Genomic DNA, 22,703 nt, shown 5'->3' with positions numbered 1-22,703 from the left:
AGTTCACCTCGTCATTCGCGAGTATTTAACTTTAATTTTAACTTTAAAATTTTATAGGCTCTTGTACATTCTTAAATAACAGGTTTAATATTCAGCGGGTAAAACACCGCCATCAGTCTTGAACAGAGTTAAATATGCATTGATTTTTTTATGGGGAATGTTAAAATCAAAATGTATCTAAATTGGGGTTAGCATGATTAAATTAGTATCGACAATTTTAATTTTTGTATGGGTTGTGTTTCAACCTATGACAAATATTGTCGATGCTCACCCGCTAAAAGCTTATGCTGAGATTTTATCAAGTACACCAATCGATAATAATGTATCAGTTATCAAAACACCTCCAGTTCATGATGTATCTACGACTGATATTCCTTCTTCAAATGAAATGTTTCACTGCCACCACCACAGTAGTCATTGCCATATCTATTTGTTAAGTGTCTATGAGGCTGAAACTGATATCCTCACAAAATACGCTCCATACAACTCATATTTATTTTCTATTCCAGAAACTCCTTTTTCAGCTTCAATTCGTCCTCCGATCGCCTAATTTTTATTCTAAGTCAATTTTTGCAAATGATAGAGTTTGCGCATTTTTATATCTTAAATAATTAGGTATTACAATATGTTAATGTTAAATCGTCCTCCAAAACTAGTTTTGGAGCTCTCGAGTCGTATTTATAATATACGGATTATTTCGTGTGTTTTCCTTGTGGCATTCTCCTTTACAATCAGCGCAGCAAGAGCATCATCGGCAGATCAAGCTATATCGCTGCCAACTGCAATGCAGCGTTCACTATCACAAAATCCTTCTCTTAAATTTTTTCCGTATCGAATTGATGCTCTGAATGGTCAAATGGAAACTGCTAAATTATCACCTGCTTATGAATTAGGTTTTGATACTGAAAATGTTGGAGGAACTGGAAATTACAACGGTATTAGTGGAGCTGAGTTCACTATAGCTTTATCCTCAGTTTTTGAAATGGATAACAAGCGTTTAGCTAGAATTGGGACTGTATCTTCTGAATTGTCATTATTAGAAGCAAGCAGGCAGGTTGAGTCACTGGCTTTACTTGGTGATGTTACTCGTCGTTATGTTGATGTACTTGCTGCACAAGAACAAGTTGTTCTTGCACAGGAGGCTACTCAACTAAGCATTGATACTTTGGATATTGTAAAAAAACGCGCTGCTGCAGGTGCTACACCCGATGCAGAAGTTAAACGAGCATTAGCAGCCTTAGAGCAAGCCAGGCTATCATTATTTGCCGAACAGCAACGCTTATCTTACTTAAAAGTTTCGTTATCGAGTTTGTGGGGATCATCCTCACCTGACTTTGAGAATGTTGAGGGGAATTTATTTCAGTTTGGGGAAGATATCTCATTTGAACAATTGTTTGAAAGAGTCAAACTTAACCCTGCAATAGAGATTTTTGCATCAGAAGCTCGTTTAAAAGATGCTGAAATACGTGTTGCTAAAACACAGTCAAAATCTGACATTAGTTGGTCTGTGGGGGTTCGTCGAGCTCAAGATACAAACGATACAGCACTCGTAGCTGGCTTCAGTATGCCTTTATTTTCTGGCTCTAGGAATCAAGGTGCTATTTCAACAGCCATTGCAGAAAAAAATCAAGTATTCGTAAAACGTGATGTCATGTTATTGGATATGCATAATCAGTTATTTCGAGCTTTTTACAATAGAAAACAAGCTATTTTAGTCGTTAACTCATTGCGTTCCACCATCATCCCTTCTTTAGAGCAAGCACTGATTGAAACTCAAGATGCATATCAGCGTGGAAGGTACGGTTATCTGGATTATGTGAGCTCTCGTCAGGAGTTGTTAAGTGCAAGACGTACATTAATTGAAGCTGCAGGTTCAGCATTAACTTATGGTGCAGAAATCGAACAATTGACATCAGAGCCTTTAGCTAGCTCGCAATATAACGAGAACATCAAATTATCAGGAATATCTCAATGAAATTAATTTCTAGTTTTACAAAAGTTCTATTCTTAACCAGCTTCTTATTTTTTACAGGGTCTATTTTTGCAGAGTCTGGTCATGGAGATGAATCAGAACATGAAGAGGAAGGGCATATAGAATTATCTAACGAGCAAATACAGCATGCCGGAATAGTGGTTAGCACCGTTGGTGCCAATGTTATTCGTGATGTATTACCTGTTTATGGTTTGGTTGCTACTAATGCTGAAAGTTTGCAAGTGGTTAATGCCAGATTTGATGGTGTGGTACGTGATGTAAAGAAGAGCATCGGTGATCCGGTCCGTAAAGGTGAAACATTGTTAATTGTTGAAGCAAATGAAAGCTTGAAAAACTATTCAATAACTTCTGAAATTAATGGATATATCACACAGCGAAATATAAATATTGGAGAGAAAACAAATGAAACTCCTTTACTGGTGATTCAAGATTTTTCTACTGTTTGGGTAGAATTAAGCATATTTCCGAAGGATCTTCCTTTGGTCAAATTAAATCAGACGGTTAACATACAAAGTACTGATTTAAAAAATATTTCAGAAGGTAAAATTATTTATATTTCACCATTTGGACAAGTGCAAAGCCAAGCCACTAAAGCTCGTGTTCTACTTGAAAACAGCAACAACATTTGGAAGCCGGGCTTATTTGTTAATGCCAACATTACACTTGATGAAATAAATGCGCCAGTTTCTATACGTAATGAAGCAATACAAGTTATTGAAGATAAAAATGTAGTTTTTGTCAAAGGTGAATCTGGGTTTGAACCACGCGAAGTGAGCCTTGGTCGAACAGATGGTCAATATAGTGAAGTTCTAACGGGTTTGTCGGTTGGTGAAATGTATGTGAGTAACAATAGCTTTGTTTTGAAGTCTGAGTTGGGGAAAGAGGATGCTGAACATGGGCATTAAATTTTTTATGCGTCTTCGTTTACCTTTATACCTTATTTATGTTTTTAAATTTAGACATAATCGGTTGTGTGCTTCAAATAGGAGTTTTAAATGATTGATAAACTCATTCAATTTTCCATAACCCGCCGGTGGTTGGTTATGTTTTTTGTTTTGCTAACGGGTGCACTAGGCGTTTGGAATTATCAACATCTTCCTATTGATGCTGTACCTGATATTACCAATGTTCAAGTTCAAATTAACACAGAAGCACCTGGGTATTCACCACTAGAAGTTGAGCAGCGAGTCACCTATTTGGTTGAAATGTCAATTGCAGGTTTACCTTATGTTGAGAGTACTAGATCGCTATCTCGTTACGCACTCTCACAAGTTACTGTTGTGTTTGAGAAAGGAACTGATATTTATTTTGCTCGGAATCTTATTAACGAACGTTTGCAACAAGCTAAAAGTGAGATGCCGTCAGGTATTGAGCCCGTAATGGGACCTGTTGCAACTGGATTAGGTGAAATCTTTCACTATTCAGTTCATGCAGCGCCAGGGGCTTTGCAAGCAGATGGACAACCTTACGATGCAACAGCTTTGCGTACATTGCAAGATTGGGTTATTCGTCCTCAATTGCGTTTGGTTGAGGGGGTTACTGAAGTAAATACAATCGGAGGGTATGAAAAGGAGTTTCATATTACACCAGAACCTTCAAAGCTATTGGCTTACCAAATTAGTTTTGATGATTTAGTCGCTGCGTTGCAGAAAAATAATTCGAATGTAGGTGCTGGGTATATAGAGAAAAATGGTGAACAATATTTGATCCGTGCTCCAGGTCAGGTTACTGATATTTCATCGATTAAGCAGATCATTGTTGCTCGTAGGGATGGAATTCCTATTACCGTAGGTGATGTTGCAGAGATTGGGTTTGGTAAACAGCTTAGAACTGGTGCTGCAACTCGCGATGGCGAAGAAACTGTGTTGGGCACAGCTGTTATGTTGCTTGGCGGAAATAGTAGAACTGTTTCTCAGGCAGTATCAGCAAAATTGCTTGAGATTAATAAAACTCTTCCAGAAGGTGTGATTGCTGAACCAGTTTACGATCGTACTGTATTGGTAGATAAGACGATTGCAACAGTTCAGACCAATTTAGCTGAAGGTGCTGTGTTGGTCATTGTCGTTCTTCTCGTTATGCTGGGTAATGTTAGGGCTGCTTTATTAACTGCCATGGTGATCCCTTTATCGATGTTGATGTTGATGACTGGCATGGTAGAAACCAAAGTAAGCGCAAATCTCATGAGTCTAGGTGCACTTGATTTTGGGTTAATTGTTGACGGTGCTGTAATCATAGTTGAGAACTGTATTTTAAGGCTGGCAGGAAGACAGCATCACCTGGGGCGAATATTGACATTGGATGAACGTTTTCAGACCGTCTTTACGGCTACCCGTGAAGTGTTTACTCCAAGTCTGATAAGTGTTTTAGTTGTTATTATGGTCAATTTGCCAATTTTGGCGCTGACAGGTGTCGAAGGTAAAATGTTTACTCCAATGGCAATGGCCGTAATCATGGCTTTATTGTCTGCACTTGTATTGTCTCTCACTTTTGTTCCTGCGGCAGTCGCTTTGTTTATGACAGGCCACATAGAAGAAAAAGACAACTTTATCGTCAGTCAATCTAAACGATTATATCTGCCAATTTTGTCGATTGTGTTGAGATTCCGAGTACTTGTAATTTCAATAGCATTGATATTTGTGATTTTAGTCGGATTTGTTGCAACAAAAATGGGAACCGAGTTTGTTCCTAATCTTGATGAGGGCGATATTGCGATCCAAGCACTTCGAATTCCAGGGACCAGTTTAACTCAATCATTAGATATGCAGTTTAAGTTGGAGAAGGCAATTCTAGAGATTCCGGAGGTTAAAACTTATTTCTCGAGAGTTGGTACTGCAGAGGTTGCGAGTGATCCTATGGGGCCAAATATATCTGATGGTTATGTGATGCTTAAGGATCATAGTGAGTGGCCAAATCCTGAAAAGACTAAGGCTCAACTTTTAGAAGAAATAAGTGAAAAACTAGCCTTACTACCAGGTAATGCTTTCGAAATAAGCCAACCTATTCAACTTCGGTTTAACGAATTGATTTCAGGTGTCAGATCTGATTTAGGTATAAAAATTTTTGGAGATGATTTATCTAAATTACTGAGTTCAGGTGCTGAAATAGCAAAAGTGTTAAGTAGTATTGAAGGGGCTGAAGGCGTAAAAGTAGAGCAAGTTTCTGGATTACCCATCTTATCAATTGATGCTGACAGAGCTGCTATGTACCGTTTAGGCTTAAACGTCTCGGATGTCCAAGATGTAGTTGCTGCTGCAACGGGAGGTGAGAGTGCTGGCTTGATTTTTGATGGTGATCAACGTTTATCAATCGTTGTAAGGGTTGATGAGAGGGTTCGAGGAAATTTAGAAGCGTTAGAGCGTTTACCTATTCCGTTACCTGAAGGTGGTTATGTACCATTAAGAGAAGTCGCTAAACTTACTTTAGCACCTGGCCCTAATCAGATTTCACGTGAAAATGGAAAACGAAGATTGGTCGTTAGCGCGAACGTCCGTGGTAGAGATCTAGGCGGATTTGTTGCAGAAGTACAAAGTAAGGTTGCTGAGCAAGTCAAATTATCTCCAGGATATTGGTTAGAATACGGTGGTACTTTTGAGCAATTACAATCTGCTTCTGATCGTTTAACTATACTTGTGCCTATAACATTGATAATGATATTTGCTCTTTTAATGATGACATTTGGCTCCGCAAAAGACGCAGCTTTAGTCTTTAGTGGAGTACCACTAGCCCTTACTGGAGGCGTCATAGCTTTATGGTTGCGTGATATCCCTCTATCTATTACAGCTGGTGTAGGTTTTATTACTTTGTGCGGCGTTTCTGTTTTGACGGGGGTTATGATGGTATCTGCATTTAAAGATGAACTGGATCGTGGAAGTCCTATCGATCAAGCTATTCAAACTGGTGCAATGTTGCGATTAAGACCAATTATGATGGTTGCACTTGTTGCAGCATTAGGGTTTTTACCAATGGCGCTTAATACTAGCACTGGTGCAGAAGTCCAGAGACCACTAGCTACAGTCGTTATTGGTGGGATCATTTCATCAACATTACTCACTTTATTAGTATTACCTGGCTTGTACAGACTTACTTGGCGAAAGACGAAACAGCTAAAATAGTAATTAAAATTTAAGTATGAAGAAGGGATTGCGGTGTTCGAGTTGTCCGTAATCCCTTTAAATATAATTTCAAATTGACAGGTAAAAATATGAAAAAAATTACTGCATTAATTCACCATGTAAGGTCTGCCGATGTTATACAAGCATTACAAGATTCTGGCTACGGAAATATATCAATATTTGATGTCAAAGGAACATTGAAAGCTCTTCGGGAAAGTGAGTTAGCATATTCTTCTGAAGCTGGTGTTACTATCTCTGAAGTTCAGCTATCTCTTATATGTGAAGATGAACAAGTAGATGAAGTTATATCAATTATTAGAAAAATAGGTAAAATTGGAACGGAAATTTCTGGGTGGGTTTACGTTAGTCCAATTGACACAATCCTTCCAATTGGTGGCATTTAGATACTTAGTTTAAAATAATAAGGGCATATTTATGAGATATTTATTTGCTTTTTTAGTTATCGTTACTTCTTTTAATTGTAATTATTCTTTTGCGCATCTAGATAGAATGAAAAGCATGGATCATTCAAGAAATAGTCATATGAATGAGAAGAAGGTAATTAGCATTACCATTAAAACAATAAATAAAATGACATTCAAAGATTTAGGTTATGAGGCTGGTAAGCTGCCATCTTCATGGGAAACCATTAACAATGCAGATGTAAATATTGTAAATGTTCATGAAGGAAGTTATGTCGTGAGTGCTACGAACTCACAAGTTAAACAGACATTATATTTTAGAATTGATGACGATGGTGATGTCGTTGCAGTATCTGAGAATAAGGGCTTTTAATAAGCGGTAAGTAATGAAATAGTGATTGTCAAACGACTACTTCTAATTGAAGTAGTCGCAACCATTGTTCTTACTAAATTAGGATAAGAACAAGGCGTCTAAAGGCGGCACTACCAACTTAGAAGCCTGTTGGTAATCATGGCAATTGCACCATCATCCTAATTGTTTACTATTACACATTATGAGAGTCTGAGTTAGTTAACTTGAAATGGTCGCATAATCATGTGAATCGCTTTGGTAATGGTGTCCCAGTGTTCATTCGTTGAGTGTAAAAACATCTGCACATAGCCAAAACTCAAACGCGATTATCCTGACTTACAATACATCCTCATTAGCGAAAGTACTATTAGCTACACTTATGATGACCAATCAATAAAGTAGGAGGTCACCATGGTCTCATCAAACAAAAAAAATCATAGCGGAGTCAAAAAGCCTTTTCGGCTCGAAGAGATTTGGCGTATTCGAACTAGGCTAGAAATAGAAAATAGCCTTATGCAACTAGCGTTACTCAATTTGGCAATCGATAGTAAACTCAGAGCAAGTGACCTACTTCCTCTGAGGGTTTGTGATATATCGTCACAAGAACGAATGTTTGCAAGAGTTAAGCTTATTCAGCAGAAAACGGATGTTGAAGTCCAGTTTGAAGTCACTGCTAGAACTCAACAAAGTCTGATGAAATGGATTTTTGTCGCAGCTCTAAAGACAAGTGATTATTTATTTCCAAGCTTAAGACGAAATGAGCAACCGATTAGCTATTCGTATTATCGTTCTCTTGTCAGGTCGTGGGCATCAAATATTGGTCTAGATCCTAACTTGTATGGGACTCACTCAATGAGACGAACCAAAGCAACATTAGTCTATGCAAAAACTAAGGATATTCGAGCCGTCCAACTTTTACTCGGACATACTAGAGTAGACAACACAATTCGTTATCTTGGTGTTGAATTGGAGGATGCTCTTACACTTTCAGAATCTACTGATTGTTAATACGGTATGCCCCCAGAACCTAAGGCTATTTTTTGTGGTATTCTGACTATTAATCAATGACTTATAATATCTTTGGGTCATATATATGTAAAGAATTTATTGATTGAAACTAATCACTAAAAACACCTGTATATCGAGCTTTGCTATACTTATTATAATGCAAACCATATATTTTAGAGTATAAAATCTAACTCACTTTTGTCCATTTTCAAGTTAGCGTGGCCGAGACATGATGGTCTTGATGTTGGAATACTGGCGAAGCGAAAAGCGTTGTATCAGACAAAAAGAAATTAACATCTAGAGCTATGGTCAAAAGAAGAGCAAAACTGGCAGCCAATAAACGCTGTGGCGTTAAATCCAGAGCAACATAAAGAAGCTGCTTAACAATTTAGGCGACAACTGTCTTGAAAAACGCCGTTAACCGCATAAGGTAATGCTCTGCTAATTCTGGTCTAGAAAAATTCCAATCACTCATTGTTACCTCTAATTACACGCAATTATCTAACTCATGTATAATTATACGCAAGACAGGTAAATATGTGTAATTTGATTTACGTGTTTATTCCTGTTCAATTAATTATTGTCTGAAGGCGAAGGTGACAAATGATATTCTCACTATCGCTTCCCACCTTGGAATAGTGGTTCGCCCATCAAGACTTACATGCACATCGAAAACCCCAAAATTCCATTTAGGATGAATAGGTTAGGCCTATCCTACCACCCTTAAATCTTTATAATTTACTGATTTTGTTGATCTTTTTTGTAACCCATACACATTTGAGACTGAAAGCAGTCAACAACACCGAATTTGAGACCGACTTGTCTGAGGTTCAAAGAGGAATAGTCTTCTGCAATAAAATAAGGTTTTGATAACAAATTAGGATCTACAAGCAATTCTGAATACTGGTCCACGAGTTGCGAAGCAGTGGCCCATTGTGGGCGGAATATGCAATTAAGAGTGGCTCCTAACGTCTGGTTTTCTTGTCCTCCCGTTGGGCTATCTGTTTAAGGGGTTGTGCCATACAAAAAGTAATTTAACAATAACTAAATTAGAGTATCACCGGCACGGTTCTGTCCTGTCCAAAAGTGAGTTTGCCAAGCTATAAAGTTGAGAGTGTTTTTCACTGACCACTAGAGTTCTTTCCTGTCTCTATAGGAAGTCAAATGAGTCTAAATGTAGACTTCACCAATGACGTCTACAACTTAATGACCAAAGAAAATTATTGATTATTAAATCCATGAAAAACGAAAAACATGTATTCAAAAAGAATAAATCAATGACTTACGCTATGTTTTTCGTTTTCACATGGATCTAATCTCGAATTATTTCGCAACTTATAGAATAACTATTAACTCTTAATAAATATTGGAATTTACATTCGCTCTAACTTAAGCATTCCCACCCAATTCAGTCCCTTTTATGTACTCGATAAACGCCTTTGCATGCCCACCTTCGCAAACAGATAGGGCTGTGATATTACCGAATGCGGGTATTGGTTTATTGTTAAACCAAAATATGACCTTGTCAGGCTCCTCTGCCCAACTGAGCAATACAGGGAAGAGATAAGCTTGTTCTTCAATTGTAAAAAAACACTCTAGATTCTCTTTTAGTTGTTCATAAGAAGCTTGTATATAAGTCATCAGTTATGCCCTTAATGGTTAAATAAAATCCTAAGTAAGCCTATGTTTTTGATGGTATTTATTCAATTTAAAACTAGTGGGACACCTGACTTTCAGGTTTTTACATCAAACGTCTAAGCATTTTGAAGGTAAGAATATTTATGTACAAGAATTGTGTCTGAATTTATATGGTTAAGTGTCTGGCAGATAATGAGTTTAATATCAGATTATTTTAAAGCATTCTTGTTGAACCATTTCAAATTCTGGTTTTGGAATATGGATAACCTCGTCGTCACTACCGTTCAATATAACATTAAAAATCTCCCGTACATTGAGTTGAAACGGCTCAAGCATCTGTTCGATGCTCAGTTATCTAAAGACTTAGTTGGTAAAACAATTGCTGAACGAGAAAATTGAACGGTGTCTGCTTCATTAGTAATGAAGCAGGAGCGTATAGCAATCTTAAAACAACTAAGTGTCAGTGATGTTTGGGGGACTGGACGGCGTATTAGCAAGAAACTAGAGCTAATGAATATTCATTCGGCATTTCAATTAGCCTCTATGCCGCCTATTTTGGCAAGAAAGCAGTTTAATATTGAGATTGAACGTACGGTTCGTGAGCTCAACGGACAAGCGTGTAAAGTATTGGATGAAGAAAGGGCAGATAAAAAGCAGATCTTCTCAACCAGAAGCGTTGGAGAGCACATAACTGATTATGAATCGCTATTACAAGCATTGGGTAAACATGTCTGTATTGCAGCAGCTAACAGCACGCAAACAAGTCTCAAACTTCAAAACCATGCTGGTTTTTGCCAGTAACTCACAGCATTATGAGCGTCCTGTCAGCTATAAAGTTGTAGTGCATTTCCCCAGCCCGACGAGTTGTACTGTCGATCTCACTAAAGGAATGAGTGGTGCCGCAGTTCAGTTATTACGTGACGGTGTGCGTTATTATCTAATCGGTATTGGAGTTATCGATTTAGTCAGTGATAAGCGCAACCAGCTCGATTTATTTAACCCTCCTACTGCAAATCCTCTACGGATGCTTTCCTTAGACAACATTAATCAACGTTATGGCCGTGATACCTTATTTTTAGCAGCACAAGGAGTTGAGCATAATTGGGCCATGCTCCGTGATTCCCCTACCCCTCAGTACACGACTAGTTGGGGCTGTTTACCTAATATTAAGTGCTAAAAATTTTAGTTAAGTGGCAGGATAATATTCTTAATTTTTGCGCTGTTGATTGTTGGCTGAAGCTAAAATCGTTATATGTAACGGTTTCATGAAAGAAGATATGGCGACTAAAAATGATTAAATTTAAAGATCGACAGCTTGCTTTAAATGATCAAGCCCAAAAGTGAATGATCAATCAAACTATTTTGATCATAAGCTCTAAAACTGCATGACTTAACCTGTTAAACGCAGCCAGCTACCTAGGCCTTAATACTAAAAATCATGAGTTGCTCTCTTCGAAGAATACCAATGATGAGTGGTATTTCTCGAAGACTGAGTGCGTGAGATAGTAGTGGAAGACACTTCGAAAAGTTTTATTGGCTATCGAGTTGAGGTAACTTCCAGATGTACCGGCCTTTCATTTTGTACCTATCAACCCAAGTATTGTCTTGCTGCCAGAAGATTCTCCGTTTGATACGACTTCCGCTGACGGTATATCAAGGCTGAACTATGCAATTGTCACTGATAGCAGATCAGCCTATTGGTGCCATGATATAAATCGGCTGATCAAACTCCCCGCTTAAATCAGGGGTTCTACACCGGAACCCCAGAAAATTCCGTCACTAAAGCTAATGACCATCTGATTTGTATGATATTGAATAAATTACGGGTCATGTGACAGTTTTTAACGTCAAAATCGTCGTTTATGCTTTGTCACTAAATCGGTCGTTTACGTGACATCTCCTCTGATTGCTAGGTCGGTGTTTTTCAAGACAGTTGTCGCCTAAATTGCTAAAATCTTCCTATGAGCCTCCTTAAAATTGGCCGACCTCTCTTTCTATTGGTTATTATCTGAAAGATTGAACATAAAGCTAATTTGTATTCAAAATTAAATTGAGAAGCATTTGTTAGGAAAAAATGCTGGTGTTTGATTGCTAAAGTGGCAGTATTCATTTGAGTATCGTATTGTTAAGTAATACCACAACCGATAGCATGATCTGTAATATTTCAGAATCAGTAGGTGTACCATGCTAGAAATCTCGAGTAACGTAATCATAGGCGATTGGGAAGTTGAACTTAACGCAATAAGATCAGCTGGAAATGGAGGGCAAAATGTTAATAAAGTAGCAACAGCTATCCACCTGAGATTTGATATTAATCGTTCATCTTTACCAGCGATTTATAAAGAAAAAATTCTTAAGCTATCTGATAGTCGCATTTCCTCAGATGGTGTAATCATTATCAAATCACAACAGTTCAGAACTCAGTTACAAAACAAAGAAGCCGCACTAGAGCGTCTAAAAGAACTAATTTTATCCGCAATGATTATTAAAAAATCTCGAAGAGCATCAAAACCAACATTTGGCTCACAGTTACGCCGAATGGATAGCAAAACGAAACGAGGAGCATCTAAGGTAATGAGGAAAAAAGTAGATTTCTAGTAGGTCAAGAAGCTAAAAAATTACAGAAGTGAAGTCTTAGTATTGAGAATTAACAAAAAATCGATAAATACTAAATTATTGTATCCTCTCTTTTTAAAACTAATAAATACCATTTATAGTAATAGTCTTTGAATAAAAATATTGAGAAAGAGGGTTAATTTAAGATTTTCAATATTAAAACTAGAATGAAGACATTGGATAGTATGTTACGTATCGAATGCGGAAAAGCTAGAGCAATGTTGATAGATTGACAACTTTTACTTCATTTTGCATGTATCTGGGAAACTGGCACTTTATAATGATTTTGCCGCTTTTAGTTATGCGATGGTCGGCTTTTTCGAGCAGTTTTTGTTGATAAAACTCAGGTAAAGACGATGAGGCAATATCAAAGGTGAGTTGAGCGGCGGTAGAGACTTTATTAATGTGCTGGCCACCCGCACCGCTTGAGCGGACAAATTGCCATTCAATTTCGTTGTCTTGCAATATGACTCGTTGAGTAATTTGTATCATTCGGGTGTGGTCGTCCCCTTAAATTGATTATCGATAAACCTATTCTTATACTTAATATTTCAAAAGTACGAGGGTTTATTTTATGTGGTATTGGCCTATTCTACCGTAATTGGACAAATTTTTCAGTGTTGTCATTTGACCACCTCTAGTCTGATCAGTTGGCTCGGAGCAACTAAAATTCTGATTGGCCTCTGAGTTATTACATATTTAATGAAATGAATAGAATAGTTTTGCTATTATTAGCGCCATTGTGGCTTTACACGATTACATCACCGTATAAAGTCTGTTCTATGGCCTGATTACAAGGCTGGAGTTGCCGTTATGTTGTGTCAAATTCCCGATATTTCCAAGGGTGTGATTAGTTTATTTGTCAGTGGCCGTTTATCGGCACAAGATTATCGTACCCGTTTACAACCTGCCATTAAGAGTTACCGTAAAGATTGGAATCAAGTGTGTCTGTATATTGAAGCAGATGTATTACTCGAAGGCTGGGAATTTGGTTCATTAACCGGCAGTGGTGAAGTGCAGTTACCTGAGTTTGATGCGCTAGTGTTTGTCGGTGGCCCTGATTGGGTGGGTAATTCGGTGAGGTTGATGGGGCCATTTATGCAAGGCGAAGTAGCATGGTTTCCGTTAGAGCGTAAGCAAGATGCCGTTTCTTGGATTGCCAAACGTTCTGCGTGCTAGAAGCCGTGTGGTAGCAGATTTGATATTGCTAACGATTATTTATGGCGAAAATGACTCATCATAAGCGTTAGCTAGTAGCAAATTATCAGCAACTGTTGCAAAATTCATCTTCAAAGGTCAGTAGGCCTTAGTATTAATCGATTACTCTAGAACAGGATTACTTATGTCATTATCAAAGCTTTTTGCCGTATCAAGTGCGTTATTGTTAACGCTTAGTTTAACGGCATGTGCCCCAGAAGTGGGTAGTGAAGCATGGTGTAAGCAAATGAAAGAAAAACAAAGTGGTGATTGGACTGCTAATGAAGCTGCCGATTATGCCAAGCACTGCGTATTTAAATAATATTGTTTAGGAGTGGGTGGTTGAGTTATCGCGTTTTGCCTTTTATGGCTAGTATAGCCAAATTACTGATTGCCATTGTGCTACTACAATTTGTGGGCGCCAACATGGGCGCGCATCAATTGCATGCGGGCAACAGTAACGAAGAGCAAAATAACCACCCACATCTGCAATTTACCACCGAAGTGATTACCCTTGCTGAATGTGTCGACTGTGCCTGTGCGCTCGACGGCTTAGGTATTCATTCCGTTAATGATGATCATCAGCATGCTGCCAGTAGTACCGATATTGAGCGCGTTGATGTGTGCTTAGATTGCCAGTGTCATGGCGGTCATGTGGCACTTGCTATGCTTAACGATAATATCACCCATGAGCATTTTCATGATGCTTATGCCAATGTTAGCCTGCACTACTTAGCTCCAGAATCTTTTCCGACTTATCGTCCTCCGATAGCTTAATCCTGTTAAACAGCTTTTTATTGTTTAGTTCTGCACCTTGATCTGCTCACATTGCGTAAATGAGTGCTACTTTTCTGCATTTTATTTTAACGTTATCTGACGCTTATTAAGACTGGTGGCTAAACCGATTATCGTTGATTCCCTCTGGGGTTGTCGACGGTCTAGATTGTTTTTGGGATTGACCATGAAAACCAAATTAGTAGCGTTTTTATCTTTATTGGCAGGATTAAATGCCAAATTTACCGTACCTCATCTCAATAGTCGTGTCGTTATCATTGCTCAGTCAACAGCATGGATAAATAGCCAGAGGGGGCTATTGCTCTGTTCTGGGTTATTGACATCATTATTGTTATTGTCGAGCTTGCCTGTTCAGGCAAGCAATGAATCTACAGCAACTGACCACCAAGAGTTATTGTTAAGCTTAAATACTGAGCAAAGACAGTTAGCCGGAATTGAAGTGTCTGAATTGAGCCTACAAGCGTTTAATTTACAGGCGGTCGCGACCGCGCAATTAATCGTCGATAAAGACAAAACCATTACCATAGCCCCGCAATTAGACATGCAGATCCTCAAGCGTCATGTAGTGCCCGGAGAGCAGGTCACCCAGGGGCAGCCGTTGTTAACCATAGGTGGTGCTGACATTGCTGCTGCCCAAGCCGATTACATTAATGCCGCCACTGAATGGGATCGGATCAAGCGCATGACCCCAGGCACCATCAGTGCCAGTCAGCGGATGCAAATCGAAGTGAATGCCGAGTTAAAGCGAGCTATTTTACAAGCCATCATGATGACACCCGCGCAAATTAAAGCCTTAGCTAAATCACCGAGTTCGATTGGCCAGTTCCAGTTATTAGCACCTATCAATGGGCGAGTTCAACAAGATGTCGCGACGTTAGGCCAGGTACTCGATGCGGGTACGCCTTTAATGCAACTCACCGATGAGTCGTATTTATGGGTGCAGGCCGAGCTTACGCCTCTACAAGCGGATCAAGTGGATATGGGCCGCAATGTGTTAGTGCGTGTCGGTGATCGTACTCGTGACGGCATTATTATTGGTCGTTCCCATGAAATTAGTGCGCAAACCCGTACCGAGCAAGTGTTGGTGAGAATGGCAAATCCAGGCCATGAATTACATGCAGGAGAGTTTGCCGAATTGTACCTAGCGGAAGATAAGCAGGTTAAATCGGTTGGCTTTATTGTGCCTGATGCTGCGTTAACTCGCAGTGGTGATGGCGACTGGCAAGTGTTTATTGAGCAGGAGGGGAAGTTCAGTGCAGTCGAGGTGACTGTGGTTGAGCGTCAACGCGGGTTGAGTTTTATTCGCGGTTTAACACCGAAAACTCGGGTGGTGATTTCTGGGGCTTTTTTCTTAGCATCTGAGCAAGCCAAAGCTGGTTTTGACATCCACAATCACTAAGCGCTAGGACATCATCATGTTATATAAATTAATTGAGATTGCCGTTGAAAAGCGGTTATTGGTTTTACTTAGCTTGCTCGCAGCGGTTGTGGCTTCAATATTCATGCTGCCAAAACTAAATTTAGATGCATTTCCAGATGTGACTAATGTGCAAGTGACCATTAACACAGAAGCTGAAGGTTTGGCTGCCGAAGAAGTTGAAAAACTGATTAGTTATCCGGTCGAGTCGGCTATGTATGCCTTACCCGCGGTGACTGAAGTGCGTTCATTATCGCGCACTGGTTTGTCGTTGGTGACAGTGGTATTTGCCGAGGGAACCGATATTTACTTTGCCCGTCAGCAAGTGTTTGAACAACTACAAGCTGCCAAAGAGTCGATTCCTGCGGGTGTTGGCACTCCCGAAATTGGCCCGAATACCTCAGGTTTAGGGCAAATTTATCAATACATTTTACGGGCTGAACCTGAAACCCATATCAGCGCATCTGAGCTGCGTAGCTTAAATGATTACTTAGTTAAGCTGATATTAATGCCAGTAAGCGGTGTGACCGAAGTATTGTCATTTGGCGGCGAGGTGCTGCAATACCAAGTGCAAGTTGACCCTAATAAACTGCGCAGTTATGGCTTGTCGCTGACCCAAGTTAGCCAAGCATTGGAAAGTAATAATCGTAACGCAGGCGGTTGGTTTATGGACCAAGGCCAAGAGCAATTAGTGGTCCGTGGTTATGGTTTATTGCCCGCAGGCGATGCTGGCTTACAAGCCATTGCCGACATTCCGTTAACCGAAATCAATGGCACGCCCATTCGAGTGGCCGACATTGCTAACGTGGCATTTGGTAGTGAAATAAGAGTCGGTGCAGTGACCATGTCGCGTAGGCAAGCTGCTGATAATAACTCGTCATCTGATGTACAAGCACTGGGTGAAGTTGTTGCTGGCGTCGTGCTTAAACGCATGGGGGCCAATACCAAAGCCACCATTGATGACATCAATTCACGTATTAGTTTGATTGAGCAATCCTTACCAAAAGGAGTGTCATTTGAGGTGTTTTATGACCAAGCCGATTTGGTCGAGCAAGCGGTGACCACTGTGGTTGAAGCGTTATTGATGGCCTTTGGGTTTATCGTGATTATTCTGGCGTTGTTTTTGGTCAACATCCGCGCCACCTTATTGGTATTGCTGTCGATCCCAGTATCGATCGGGATCGCGTTATTGATCATGTCTTATTATGGTATGTCGGCTAACTTAATGTCCTTGGGTGGTCTGGCGGTCGCAATAGGTATGCTCGTTGATGGCTCGGTGGTGATGGTTGAGAACATCTTTAAGCATGTTAGCGCTGAAACGGGCGCCAACCCAAATGCTGCTGTGCATCTTGATGGTGATAATCATGCTACTCGTAAAAGTGGCCCTGATGCCCAAACCCAAAGTATGGCGATTAGGGTCATGCTGGCGGCCAAAGAAGTGTGCAGCCCTATCTTCTTTGCGACAGCGATTATCATCGTGGTGTTTATGCCGTTATTTGCCCTTGAAGGTGTAGAAGGTAAGTTATTTCAGCCGATGGCGATTAGCATTATTTTAGCCATGATGGCGGCATTGGTGGTGGCATTATTTGCAGTACCCGCATTAGCGGTATTCTTGTTCAAACGCGGTGTTGTGGTGCGTCAAAGTAAAGTGCTGGCACCCATTGATGCGGTTTATCGCCGTATTCTGACACTGGTATTATCAAGCCCTAAATCGGTGATGTTAGCCGCTGTAGTGTTGTTTATATCAAGCATGTTGTTATTGCCAAAGTTAGGCACTGAATTTGTGCCAGAACTCGAAGAAGGCACCATTAACTTACGCGTCACACTGGCACCGACAGCAAGCTTGGCCACTTCTATTAACGTCGCGCCTAAAATTGAAGCCATGCTGCTGGAGTTTCCTGAGGTGGAATATGCCTTAAGTCGCATTGGCGCACCAGAGCTTGGCGGCGACCCCGAACCTGTGAGTAATATTGAAATCTATATTGGTCTTAAGCCGATAGAACAATGGACATCGGCAAGTAACCGCTTTGAGCTTCAGCGATTAATGGAGCAAAGATTAGCGATATTCCCGGGATTATTGCTGACCTTCTCACAACCGATTGCGACTCGAGTGGATGAGCTATTATCAGGGGTTAAAGCGCAGTTAGCGATTAAGATATTTGGCCCAGATTTGAGCATATTATCGGAAAAAGGTCAGGTACTAACAGACTTAGTCGCAGCCATTCCTGGGGCGGTTGATGTATCGTTAGAACAAGTCAGCGGTGAAGCTCAGTTAGTGGTTCGGCCTAAACGTGAAGTACTGGCACGTTATGGGATCAGCGTTGATGAAGTTATGAGTTTAGTCACTCAAGGTATTGGTGGTGCCAGCGCTGGCCAGGTGATTGACGGTAACGCCCGTTATGACATTAACCTGCGATTAGCCGCGCAATATCGTAATGCGCCTGATGCAATTGAAGATTTGCTCCTCAGTGGCGCCAATGGTGCGATTGTTCGCTTGGGCGATCTCGCTGATGTGGTGATTGAAATGGCGCCGCCGAATATTCGTCGTGACGATGTACAGCGCCGCGTGGTGGTGCAAGCCAACGTGTCGGGGCGTGATATGGGCTCGGTGGTCAATGATATTTATGCCATAGTGCCGCAAGCTGCATTACCTGCTGGCTATACTGTGGTGGTGGGCGGCCAATATGAAAACCAGCAACGAGCGCAACAAAAGCTAATGTTAGTGGTGCCCATTTCTATCGCACTGATTGGTCTATTGCTGTATTTCTCGTTTGGTTCAGTCAAACAAGTGGCCTTGATTATGGCTAATGTGCCATTGGCATTAATCGGCGGCGTAGTGGCTTTATATGCTACTGGCACCTATTTATCTGTGCCCAGCTCCATCGGCTTTATCACCTTGTTTGGTGTTGCGGTGTTAAATGGTGTGGTGCTGGTGGACTCAATCAACCAGCGCAGACAATCATCAACTGAAAGCCTATACGACAGTGTTTATCAAGGTACAGTCGGGCGTTTACGTCCAGTGTTAATGACGGCACTGACGTCTGCATTAGGGCTGATCCCTATTTTGTTATCGTCTGGCGTGGGCAGTGAAATTCAACAGCCGTTAGCTGTCGTGATCATCGGCGGTTTGTTTAGCTCAACCGCCTTGACGTTATTGGTGTTGCCTACGGTTTATCAGTGGTTGTATCGCGATAAACTATCATTGTCATAAAGCCTATTCGCTAAATAATACTTCAATCTTAAGCCTAATCATCTGATTAGGCTTTTTCATTTTTATGAGTAAATCATGTAAAAAACTGCTTGCTTATTTAAGATTACAGTTGTAATTTAAATAAATCGATTACATCTGTAATCCTTTTTTGTCTTCACAAGTTTTAACAACAAATGAGCGGTATAGCATGAAAGAGATCAGCAATAGTGAATTAGTGGTGTTGCAGCAGCTTTGGCAACAGTCGCCATTAACCTCGAGCGAAGTGGTTGATGCCTTAGCACAAAGCCATGACATGCATGAGAAAACGGTGAAAACCTTGCTTAATCGTTTAGTTAAAAAACAAGCCGTCAGTTTTGAAAAACAGGGGCGGGTTTACCATTATTCACCGTTAATCGCTGAGCAGGACTATACCGTTAAAGAGTCGCTTTCTTTTGTGGATCGCATGTTTGCCGGCAAGTTAACCCCATTGGTTGCCGGATTTGCGCAGAAAAACAAACTGTCGGCAGAAGATGTCGCCGACCTGCAAACTTTACTCGATGATTGGCAAAAGGAACAAAAGTGATGATCAATTGGTTTATGGAACAAACCCTTTCACTGAGTATGGTGTGTTTGGCAATACTGCTATTACATCGGTTTTTATTGTCTAAGCTTGGCGCGCACTATACCTATTTTATGTGGATATCAGTGCCGCTATTTGTTTTTGCCGATTTACTGCAAATGATATTACCACAGCACTTTAGCTGGTTTGGCAGCAGTAATGGCGTCTCAGTCATCGAGCAATATTATGTGTTGGCGAATGATACTGTTGCCTTGTCGGCAGGTTTACTTGATCAACTCTATTTGCCTTATCTCTACGCCGCAGTGGTTGCCTTATTAGTGATTAATATCGTAATGGAATACGCCAATCTGCAACGGTTAATTAATAATGCAAAACCGCTAGCTGTAAGCTCTAGCAGGCTTAAGGTGCTGGTTCATTCTCAGATTGAATCACCTATGTTAGCGGGATTTTTCACCCCCAGTATTTTAGTCCCTGATAGCTTTATGCAACTCGATGACTGCCAGCAGCAAGCCATTATTCAGCACGAGATGTATCACTATCAACGTGGTGATTTGTGGATGAATATATTGGCTTATGGCTTAACCGTGTTGTTTTGGTTCAATCCCTTGATGTGGCTCAGCTACCGCCGATTTAGACAAGATCAAGAATTGTCATGTGATGCGCAAGTGACCGCCGACATGAAAACCCAAGCTAAAATTGCCTATAGCCAAACACTATTGGCCTATTCACAGCATGCACCTTTGAGCATGCTACACACCCCTTATGGGGACAAAACTATCTTAAAAGAGAGGATCTTACAGATGAAAAAGCAACATGGAAAAAGCACGCTAGCATTGATTGGAATGACCTTGGTTATTGGTATGAGTGCCTTTATGTTTAATCAGCAGGCATTGGCAGGTGACAATCTTAAGGCTAAAACCAACACCGATGCTATGGCAATGCCAGTAATCAGAATTGAGCCTAGCTATCCCATAGATGCCGCTAAAGAAGGGCTCAACGGCTATGTGCAAATGATATTTGATATTAGCCCTGCAGGAAAAGTGAGTAATGTTAGGGTAATGAAGTCAGCGCCAAAACAAATGTTCGACGCATCGGCAGTTGAGGCGCTTGAACAGTGGCAGTATCAAACTTCAGCAGATGGTTTTAAAGACGTACAAGTACAGTTAGATTATGTGATCCATCAGCCTGAAAAATCAGTGGAGAGAATCACAGTAAATTAGGGTTTAGTTATATCGCCAATATTGAAAATGATTCAATGCCTCATTGCTATGGGGCATTGAATCATTTTTAAACCTGAGGCGGTTTGGGTTTTAATTTGAGTCCCAGTTTATTGGCAAGTGGTTCGATGGCTGCGCCTTGAACAATGACCGATATCAGCACAATAAAAAACACCATGTGGATCATTTCTCGCGAACCTTCAACACCTGCCGCAGCGGGGATCAGCGCAAATACAATTGGCGTAGCGCCTTTTAGGCCTATCATAGAGACAAACAAACGCTTGCGCCAAGTTGCTTGCCTAAAGGGCAGATAACACAATTGCACCGCTAACGGCCGTGCCACCAGAATAAGCAAGATAGCAGGCAGTAAAGACACCATAAACACAGGTAATAACTGCTGCGGGAATATTTGTAAGCCCAAAATAATAAACATTAATGATTGCGCTAACCAAGAAATCCCATTAAAAAAATGCTTACTGACTTCAGCACCTTTCTTTAAATAGTTACCAATAATCACTCCGGTAATGTAAACCGCAATCAGTTCGTTACCGCCTAATATTTCGGTACCAGATACTGTGATGGCAAAAGTCGACAAAATAAATACAGGGATAAGTCCAAATTCAGGTAGTTTGATACGATTCAATGTCCAAACGGTTATTTTACCCATCAATAGGCCAATAATTGCCCCAACACCAATTTGTTGTCCTAGGTTTAATAGTATCGATATTGTTGTCGGAGCGCCGTTAGTACTATTGATAATGTAGTCGGTTAGCATGATAACCATCAGCAAGGCGACCGGGTCATTAGTGGCCGATTCGAATTCTAAAATAGTGCCGGTGCCGTGTTTTAATTTAAGTTTTTTGGATTCTAAAATAGAAAATACGGCTGCAGCATCAGTCGATGACACTACCGCCGCAAATAACATGCAAGTAATGAGGTTAAAGTCGAGTAAGGCATTCAGGATAAAGCCAAAAATGATCGTCGTGAAGATGACACCGGCAGTGGACAGCATGCCGCCTTCTTTCCAAGAAAATTGAATATTTTTCATTGGTGTATTCAGCCCGCCCACAAATACTATGGTGTTTAATGCGAGAGTGCCAATCAATGAGGTCAGTTGCAGATCATCGTATACAAAACCAAATTCCCCATTACCAAAGGCAAGTCCTACACCCATGAAAATTAAGAGTGAGGGTAGGCCTAATGTCTTAGAAGGGTGATGGAGCAAAATGCCAATAGCAATAAGAATAGAGATCCCTAAAATAATGATATCAGATGGCATATAGGCACTCCGAGGCTAATTTAAACGTTACTAAATGGCTATTTTAACATTAAATTAGCCCAAACTTGCTTTATGAGTATTTATTAATAGTTATTAATATTAATTTATAACTCATCAGTGATTTGCACCAACTAGCATGCGTTCAGGTATCAGAATTTATAAATAGCGGCTATGAGCCACTCTACTTTAGCTTTCATCATAATTGATAGATCTTTTTTCCTGCTCAACAATATTGGTTTGCCACATTTTCATTACATTATTTGGTGCTAATATCTGCATGTAGGAGTGCATTGTGGAGACATCATGGCGATATTAATTAGTGTTTGGGGCGTTATCATCAGTTGTGTTGGGCTGTTTATGTTACTTAAGCCACAAGGTTTTGCTGATGTTATTGTTCTATTTAGTCGCCAAAGGTATTTTCATGCTGTCGAAATCATTTCTCGGTTAATGATTGGCGCAGCATTGTTACTCGATGCGCATAATACTTCATTCCCGCTAGTGTTTGAGGTGATAGCTAACTTGCTGTTTATTATTGCAGTTTTTCTAGTTTTTATGACTGAAAAATATCATAAGATGTTTGCTTTATGGGCCGGTACACATTGTATTAGTTGGTTCAGACCTGCTGGTGTAAGTGCGCTGATATTTGGCTTATGGGCAGTATATGTCAGCATCAATTAACCACTCTTATTTGTTATGCAAACAGTTGCTAAGTTATTTTTTTGTCTTTTTTGTTAATTTTTTTCGCAAGTAAAATTCCTCCTAAGCCGCAGCACCATTGAACTTGAATATTTCTGAAATGTTAATGAAATGTGAGTGTAATATTTAAGCAGTCTCTTTGTCATTTTTGCAGGTTAGTTTGTCATCCAGCCAACTTACTCACATGCTTA

General features: G+C 40.2%; 18 protein-coding genes and 3 pseudogenes. 18 read left to right on the top strand and 3 right to left on the bottom strand.

Translation table 11 applies throughout. The features are described 5' to 3' along the window. Positions 1-193 precede the first annotated feature (193 nt). The 8 genes and pseudogenes from H5114_RS05770 to H5114_RS05735 all read left to right on the top strand — a co-directional run. The gene (locus tag H5114_RS05770; RefSeq protein ID WP_011638883.1) at positions 194-550 is read left to right on the top strand and encodes a hypothetical protein; all 357 of its coding nucleotides are present in this window, start codon (positions 194-196) and stop codon (positions 548-550) included. Positions 551-625: 75 nt separating this feature from the next. Further along, complete coding sequence (locus tag H5114_RS05765; RefSeq protein ID WP_011638884.1) at positions 626-1,975, top strand: TolC family protein; 1,350 nt, start codon at positions 626-628, stop codon at positions 1,973-1,975. Further along, a complete protein-coding gene (locus tag H5114_RS05760; RefSeq protein WP_011638885.1) occupies positions 1,972-2,898 on the top strand; it encodes an efflux RND transporter periplasmic adaptor subunit in 927 nt (308 codons plus the stop codon). The genes H5114_RS05765 and H5114_RS05760 overlap by 4 nt, the downstream gene beginning before the upstream one ends. 90 nt (positions 2,899-2,988) lie before the next feature. Then, positions 2,989-6,105, top strand: a complete 3,117-nt coding sequence (locus tag H5114_RS05755) for an efflux RND transporter permease subunit (protein WP_011638886.1) — start codon at positions 2,989-2,991, stop codon at positions 6,103-6,105. An 89-nt stretch (positions 6,106-6,194) separates the two neighbouring features. Continuing rightward, a complete protein-coding gene (locus H5114_RS05750; RefSeq protein WP_041413220.1) occupies positions 6,195-6,509 on the top strand; it encodes a P-II family nitrogen regulator in 315 nt (104 codons plus the stop codon). Positions 6,510-6,540: 31 nt separating this feature from the next. Continuing rightward, on the top strand, positions 6,541-6,900 hold the full coding sequence (locus H5114_RS05745) for a DUF6488 family protein (RefSeq protein WP_011638887.1): 360 nt from the start codon (positions 6,541-6,543) through the stop codon (positions 6,898-6,900). Positions 6,901-7,290: 390 nt separating this feature from the next. Then, positions 7,291-7,887 (top strand): tyrosine-type recombinase/integrase, encoded by a 597-nt coding sequence (locus H5114_RS05740; RefSeq protein WP_182722421.1) that lies wholly within the window; start codon positions 7,291-7,293, stop codon positions 7,885-7,887. Positions 7,888-8,112: 225 nt separating this feature from the next. Further along, positions 8,113-8,271, top strand: a pseudogene (locus tag H5114_RS05735) (IS3 family transposase); the annotation flags it as partial. A 1,005-nt stretch (positions 8,272-9,276) separates the two neighbouring features. On the opposite strand, the gene H5114_RS05730 reads toward H5114_RS05735, so the two are convergent. Then, positions 9,277-9,528, bottom strand: a complete 252-nt coding sequence (locus H5114_RS05730) for a hypothetical protein (protein ID WP_102036839.1) — start codon at positions 9,526-9,528, stop codon at positions 9,277-9,279. A 398-nt stretch (positions 9,529-9,926) separates the two neighbouring features. On the opposite strand from H5114_RS05730, the pseudogene H5114_RS05725 reads away from it, so the two are divergent. Together H5114_RS05725 and arfB (H5114_RS05720) are read left to right on the top strand one after the other, a co-directional pair. Next, a pseudogene (locus tag H5114_RS05725) lies at positions 9,927-10,702 on the top strand (DUF4113 domain-containing protein); the annotation flags it as partial. Positions 10,703-11,709: 1,007 nt separating this feature from the next. Further along, a complete protein-coding gene (gene arfB, locus H5114_RS05720; protein WP_123884033.1) occupies positions 11,710-12,123 on the top strand; it encodes an alternative ribosome rescue aminoacyl-tRNA hydrolase ArfB in 414 nt (137 codons plus the stop codon). A gap of 276 nt (positions 12,124-12,399) precedes the next feature. Here arfB (H5114_RS05720) and arfB (H5114_RS05715) read toward each other — a convergent pair. Next, a pseudogene (gene arfB, locus H5114_RS05715) lies at positions 12,400-12,633 on the bottom strand (alternative ribosome rescue aminoacyl-tRNA hydrolase ArfB); the annotation flags it as partial. A 321-nt stretch (positions 12,634-12,954) separates the two neighbouring features. Here arfB (H5114_RS05715) and H5114_RS05710 point away from each other — a divergent pair. The 7 genes from H5114_RS05710 (at position 12,955) to H5114_RS05680 (ending at position 20,540) form a co-directional block, all read left to right on the top strand. Beyond that, complete coding sequence (locus tag H5114_RS05710; protein WP_124015177.1) at positions 12,955-13,320, top strand: STAS/SEC14 domain-containing protein; 366 nt, start codon at positions 12,955-12,957, stop codon at positions 13,318-13,320. A gap of 163 nt (positions 13,321-13,483) precedes the next feature. Further along, positions 13,484-13,660, top strand: coding sequence for a DUF3012 domain-containing protein (locus tag H5114_RS05705; RefSeq protein WP_082707351.1), 177 nt, complete (start codon positions 13,484-13,486; stop codon positions 13,658-13,660). Between the two features lie 44 nt (positions 13,661-13,704). Further along, a complete protein-coding gene (locus H5114_RS05700; RefSeq protein WP_124015369.1) occupies positions 13,705-14,115 on the top strand; it encodes a hypothetical protein in 411 nt (136 codons plus the stop codon). 184 nt (positions 14,116-14,299) lie between these two features. Then, positions 14,300-15,532 carry an efflux RND transporter periplasmic adaptor subunit gene (locus H5114_RS05695; protein WP_182722420.1) on the top strand — a complete coding sequence of 411 codons (1,233 nt, stop codon included), beginning with the start codon at positions 14,300-14,302 and terminating at the stop codon, positions 15,530-15,532. 16 nt (positions 15,533-15,548) lie between these two features. Further along, a complete protein-coding gene (locus H5114_RS05690) occupies positions 15,549-18,761 on the top strand; it encodes an efflux RND transporter permease subunit (RefSeq protein ID WP_182722419.1) in 3,213 nt (1,070 codons plus the stop codon). A gap of 187 nt (positions 18,762-18,948) precedes the next feature. Next, positions 18,949-19,323, top strand: a complete 375-nt coding sequence (locus H5114_RS05685) for a BlaI/MecI/CopY family transcriptional regulator (RefSeq protein WP_124015175.1) — start codon at positions 18,949-18,951, stop codon at positions 19,321-19,323. Continuing rightward, on the top strand, positions 19,323-20,540 hold the full coding sequence (locus tag H5114_RS05680; protein ID WP_182722418.1) for a M56 family metallopeptidase: 1,218 nt from the start codon (positions 19,323-19,325) through the stop codon (positions 20,538-20,540). Before H5114_RS05685 ends, H5114_RS05680 begins: the two co-directional genes overlap by 1 nt. Positions 20,541-20,607: 67 nt before the next feature. Here H5114_RS05680 and H5114_RS05675 read toward each other — a convergent pair whose 3' ends face one another. Continuing rightward, a complete protein-coding gene (locus H5114_RS05675) occupies positions 20,608-21,816 on the bottom strand; it encodes a potassium/proton antiporter (RefSeq protein ID WP_182722417.1) in 1,209 nt (402 codons plus the stop codon). 303 nt (positions 21,817-22,119) lie between these two features. On the opposite strand from H5114_RS05675, the gene H5114_RS05670 reads away from it, so the two are divergent. Further along, complete coding sequence (locus tag H5114_RS05670; protein ID WP_182722416.1) at positions 22,120-22,494, top strand: hypothetical protein; 375 nt, start codon at positions 22,120-22,122, stop codon at positions 22,492-22,494. Positions 22,495-22,703 lie beyond the last annotated feature (209 nt).

It is taken from the genome of Shewanella sp. SR43-8 (assembly GCF_014163775.1).
GTDB lineage: Bacteria > Pseudomonadota > Gammaproteobacteria > Enterobacterales > Shewanellaceae > Shewanella > Shewanella vesiculosa.
Note: the sequence above shows the minus strand (reverse complement) of the source record. Positions and strands in the feature narration are given on the sequence as shown.

Excerpts from the sequence above, each read along its gene's own strand:
- H5114_RS05685 (WP_124015175.1), top strand. The coding sequence starts at position 18,949 with ATGAAAGAGATCAGCAATAGTGAATTAGTGGTGTTGCAGCAGCTTTGG.
- H5114_RS05750 (WP_041413220.1), top strand. The coding sequence starts at position 6,195 with ATGAAAAAAATTACTGCATTAATTCACCATGTAAGGTCTGCCGATGTT.
- H5114_RS05745 (WP_011638887.1), top strand. The coding sequence starts at position 6,541 with ATGAGATATTTATTTGCTTTTTTAGTTATCGTTACTTCTTTTAATTGT.
- H5114_RS05705 (WP_082707351.1), top strand. The coding sequence starts at position 13,484 with ATGTCATTATCAAAGCTTTTTGCCGTATCAAGTGCGTTATTGTTAACG.
- H5114_RS05740 (WP_182722421.1), top strand. The coding sequence starts at position 7,291 with ATGGTCTCATCAAACAAAAAAAATCATAGCGGAGTCAAAAAGCCTTTT.
- H5114_RS05730 (WP_102036839.1), bottom strand. The coding sequence starts at position 9,528 with ATGACTTATATACAAGCTTCTTATGAACAACTAAAAGAGAATCTAGAG.
- H5114_RS05670 (WP_182722416.1), top strand. The coding sequence starts at position 22,120 with ATGGCGATATTAATTAGTGTTTGGGGCGTTATCATCAGTTGTGTTGGG.
- H5114_RS05680 (WP_182722418.1), top strand. The coding sequence starts at position 19,323 with ATGATCAATTGGTTTATGGAACAAACCCTTTCACTGAGTATGGTGTGT.
- H5114_RS05765 (WP_011638884.1), top strand. The coding sequence starts at position 626 with ATGTTAATGTTAAATCGTCCTCCAAAACTAGTTTTGGAGCTCTCGAGT.
- H5114_RS05755 (WP_011638886.1), top strand. The coding sequence starts at position 2,989 with ATGATTGATAAACTCATTCAATTTTCCATAACCCGCCGGTGGTTGGTT.
- H5114_RS05710 (WP_124015177.1), top strand. The coding sequence starts at position 12,955 with ATGTTGTGTCAAATTCCCGATATTTCCAAGGGTGTGATTAGTTTATTT.
- arfB (WP_123884033.1), top strand. The coding sequence starts at position 11,710 with ATGCTAGAAATCTCGAGTAACGTAATCATAGGCGATTGGGAAGTTGAA.
- H5114_RS05760 (WP_011638885.1), top strand. The coding sequence starts at position 1,972 with ATGAAATTAATTTCTAGTTTTACAAAAGTTCTATTCTTAACCAGCTTC.
- H5114_RS05770 (WP_011638883.1), top strand. The coding sequence starts at position 194 with ATGATTAAATTAGTATCGACAATTTTAATTTTTGTATGGGTTGTGTTT.
- H5114_RS05695 (WP_182722420.1), top strand. The coding sequence starts at position 14,300 with ATGAAAACCAAATTAGTAGCGTTTTTATCTTTATTGGCAGGATTAAAT.
- H5114_RS05675 (WP_182722417.1), bottom strand. The coding sequence starts at position 21,816 with ATGCCATCTGATATCATTATTTTAGGGATCTCTATTCTTATTGCTATT.
- H5114_RS05690 (WP_182722419.1), top strand. The coding sequence starts at position 15,549 with ATGTTATATAAATTAATTGAGATTGCCGTTGAAAAGCGGTTATTGGTT.
- H5114_RS05700 (WP_124015369.1), top strand. The coding sequence starts at position 13,705 with ATGGCTAGTATAGCCAAATTACTGATTGCCATTGTGCTACTACAATTT.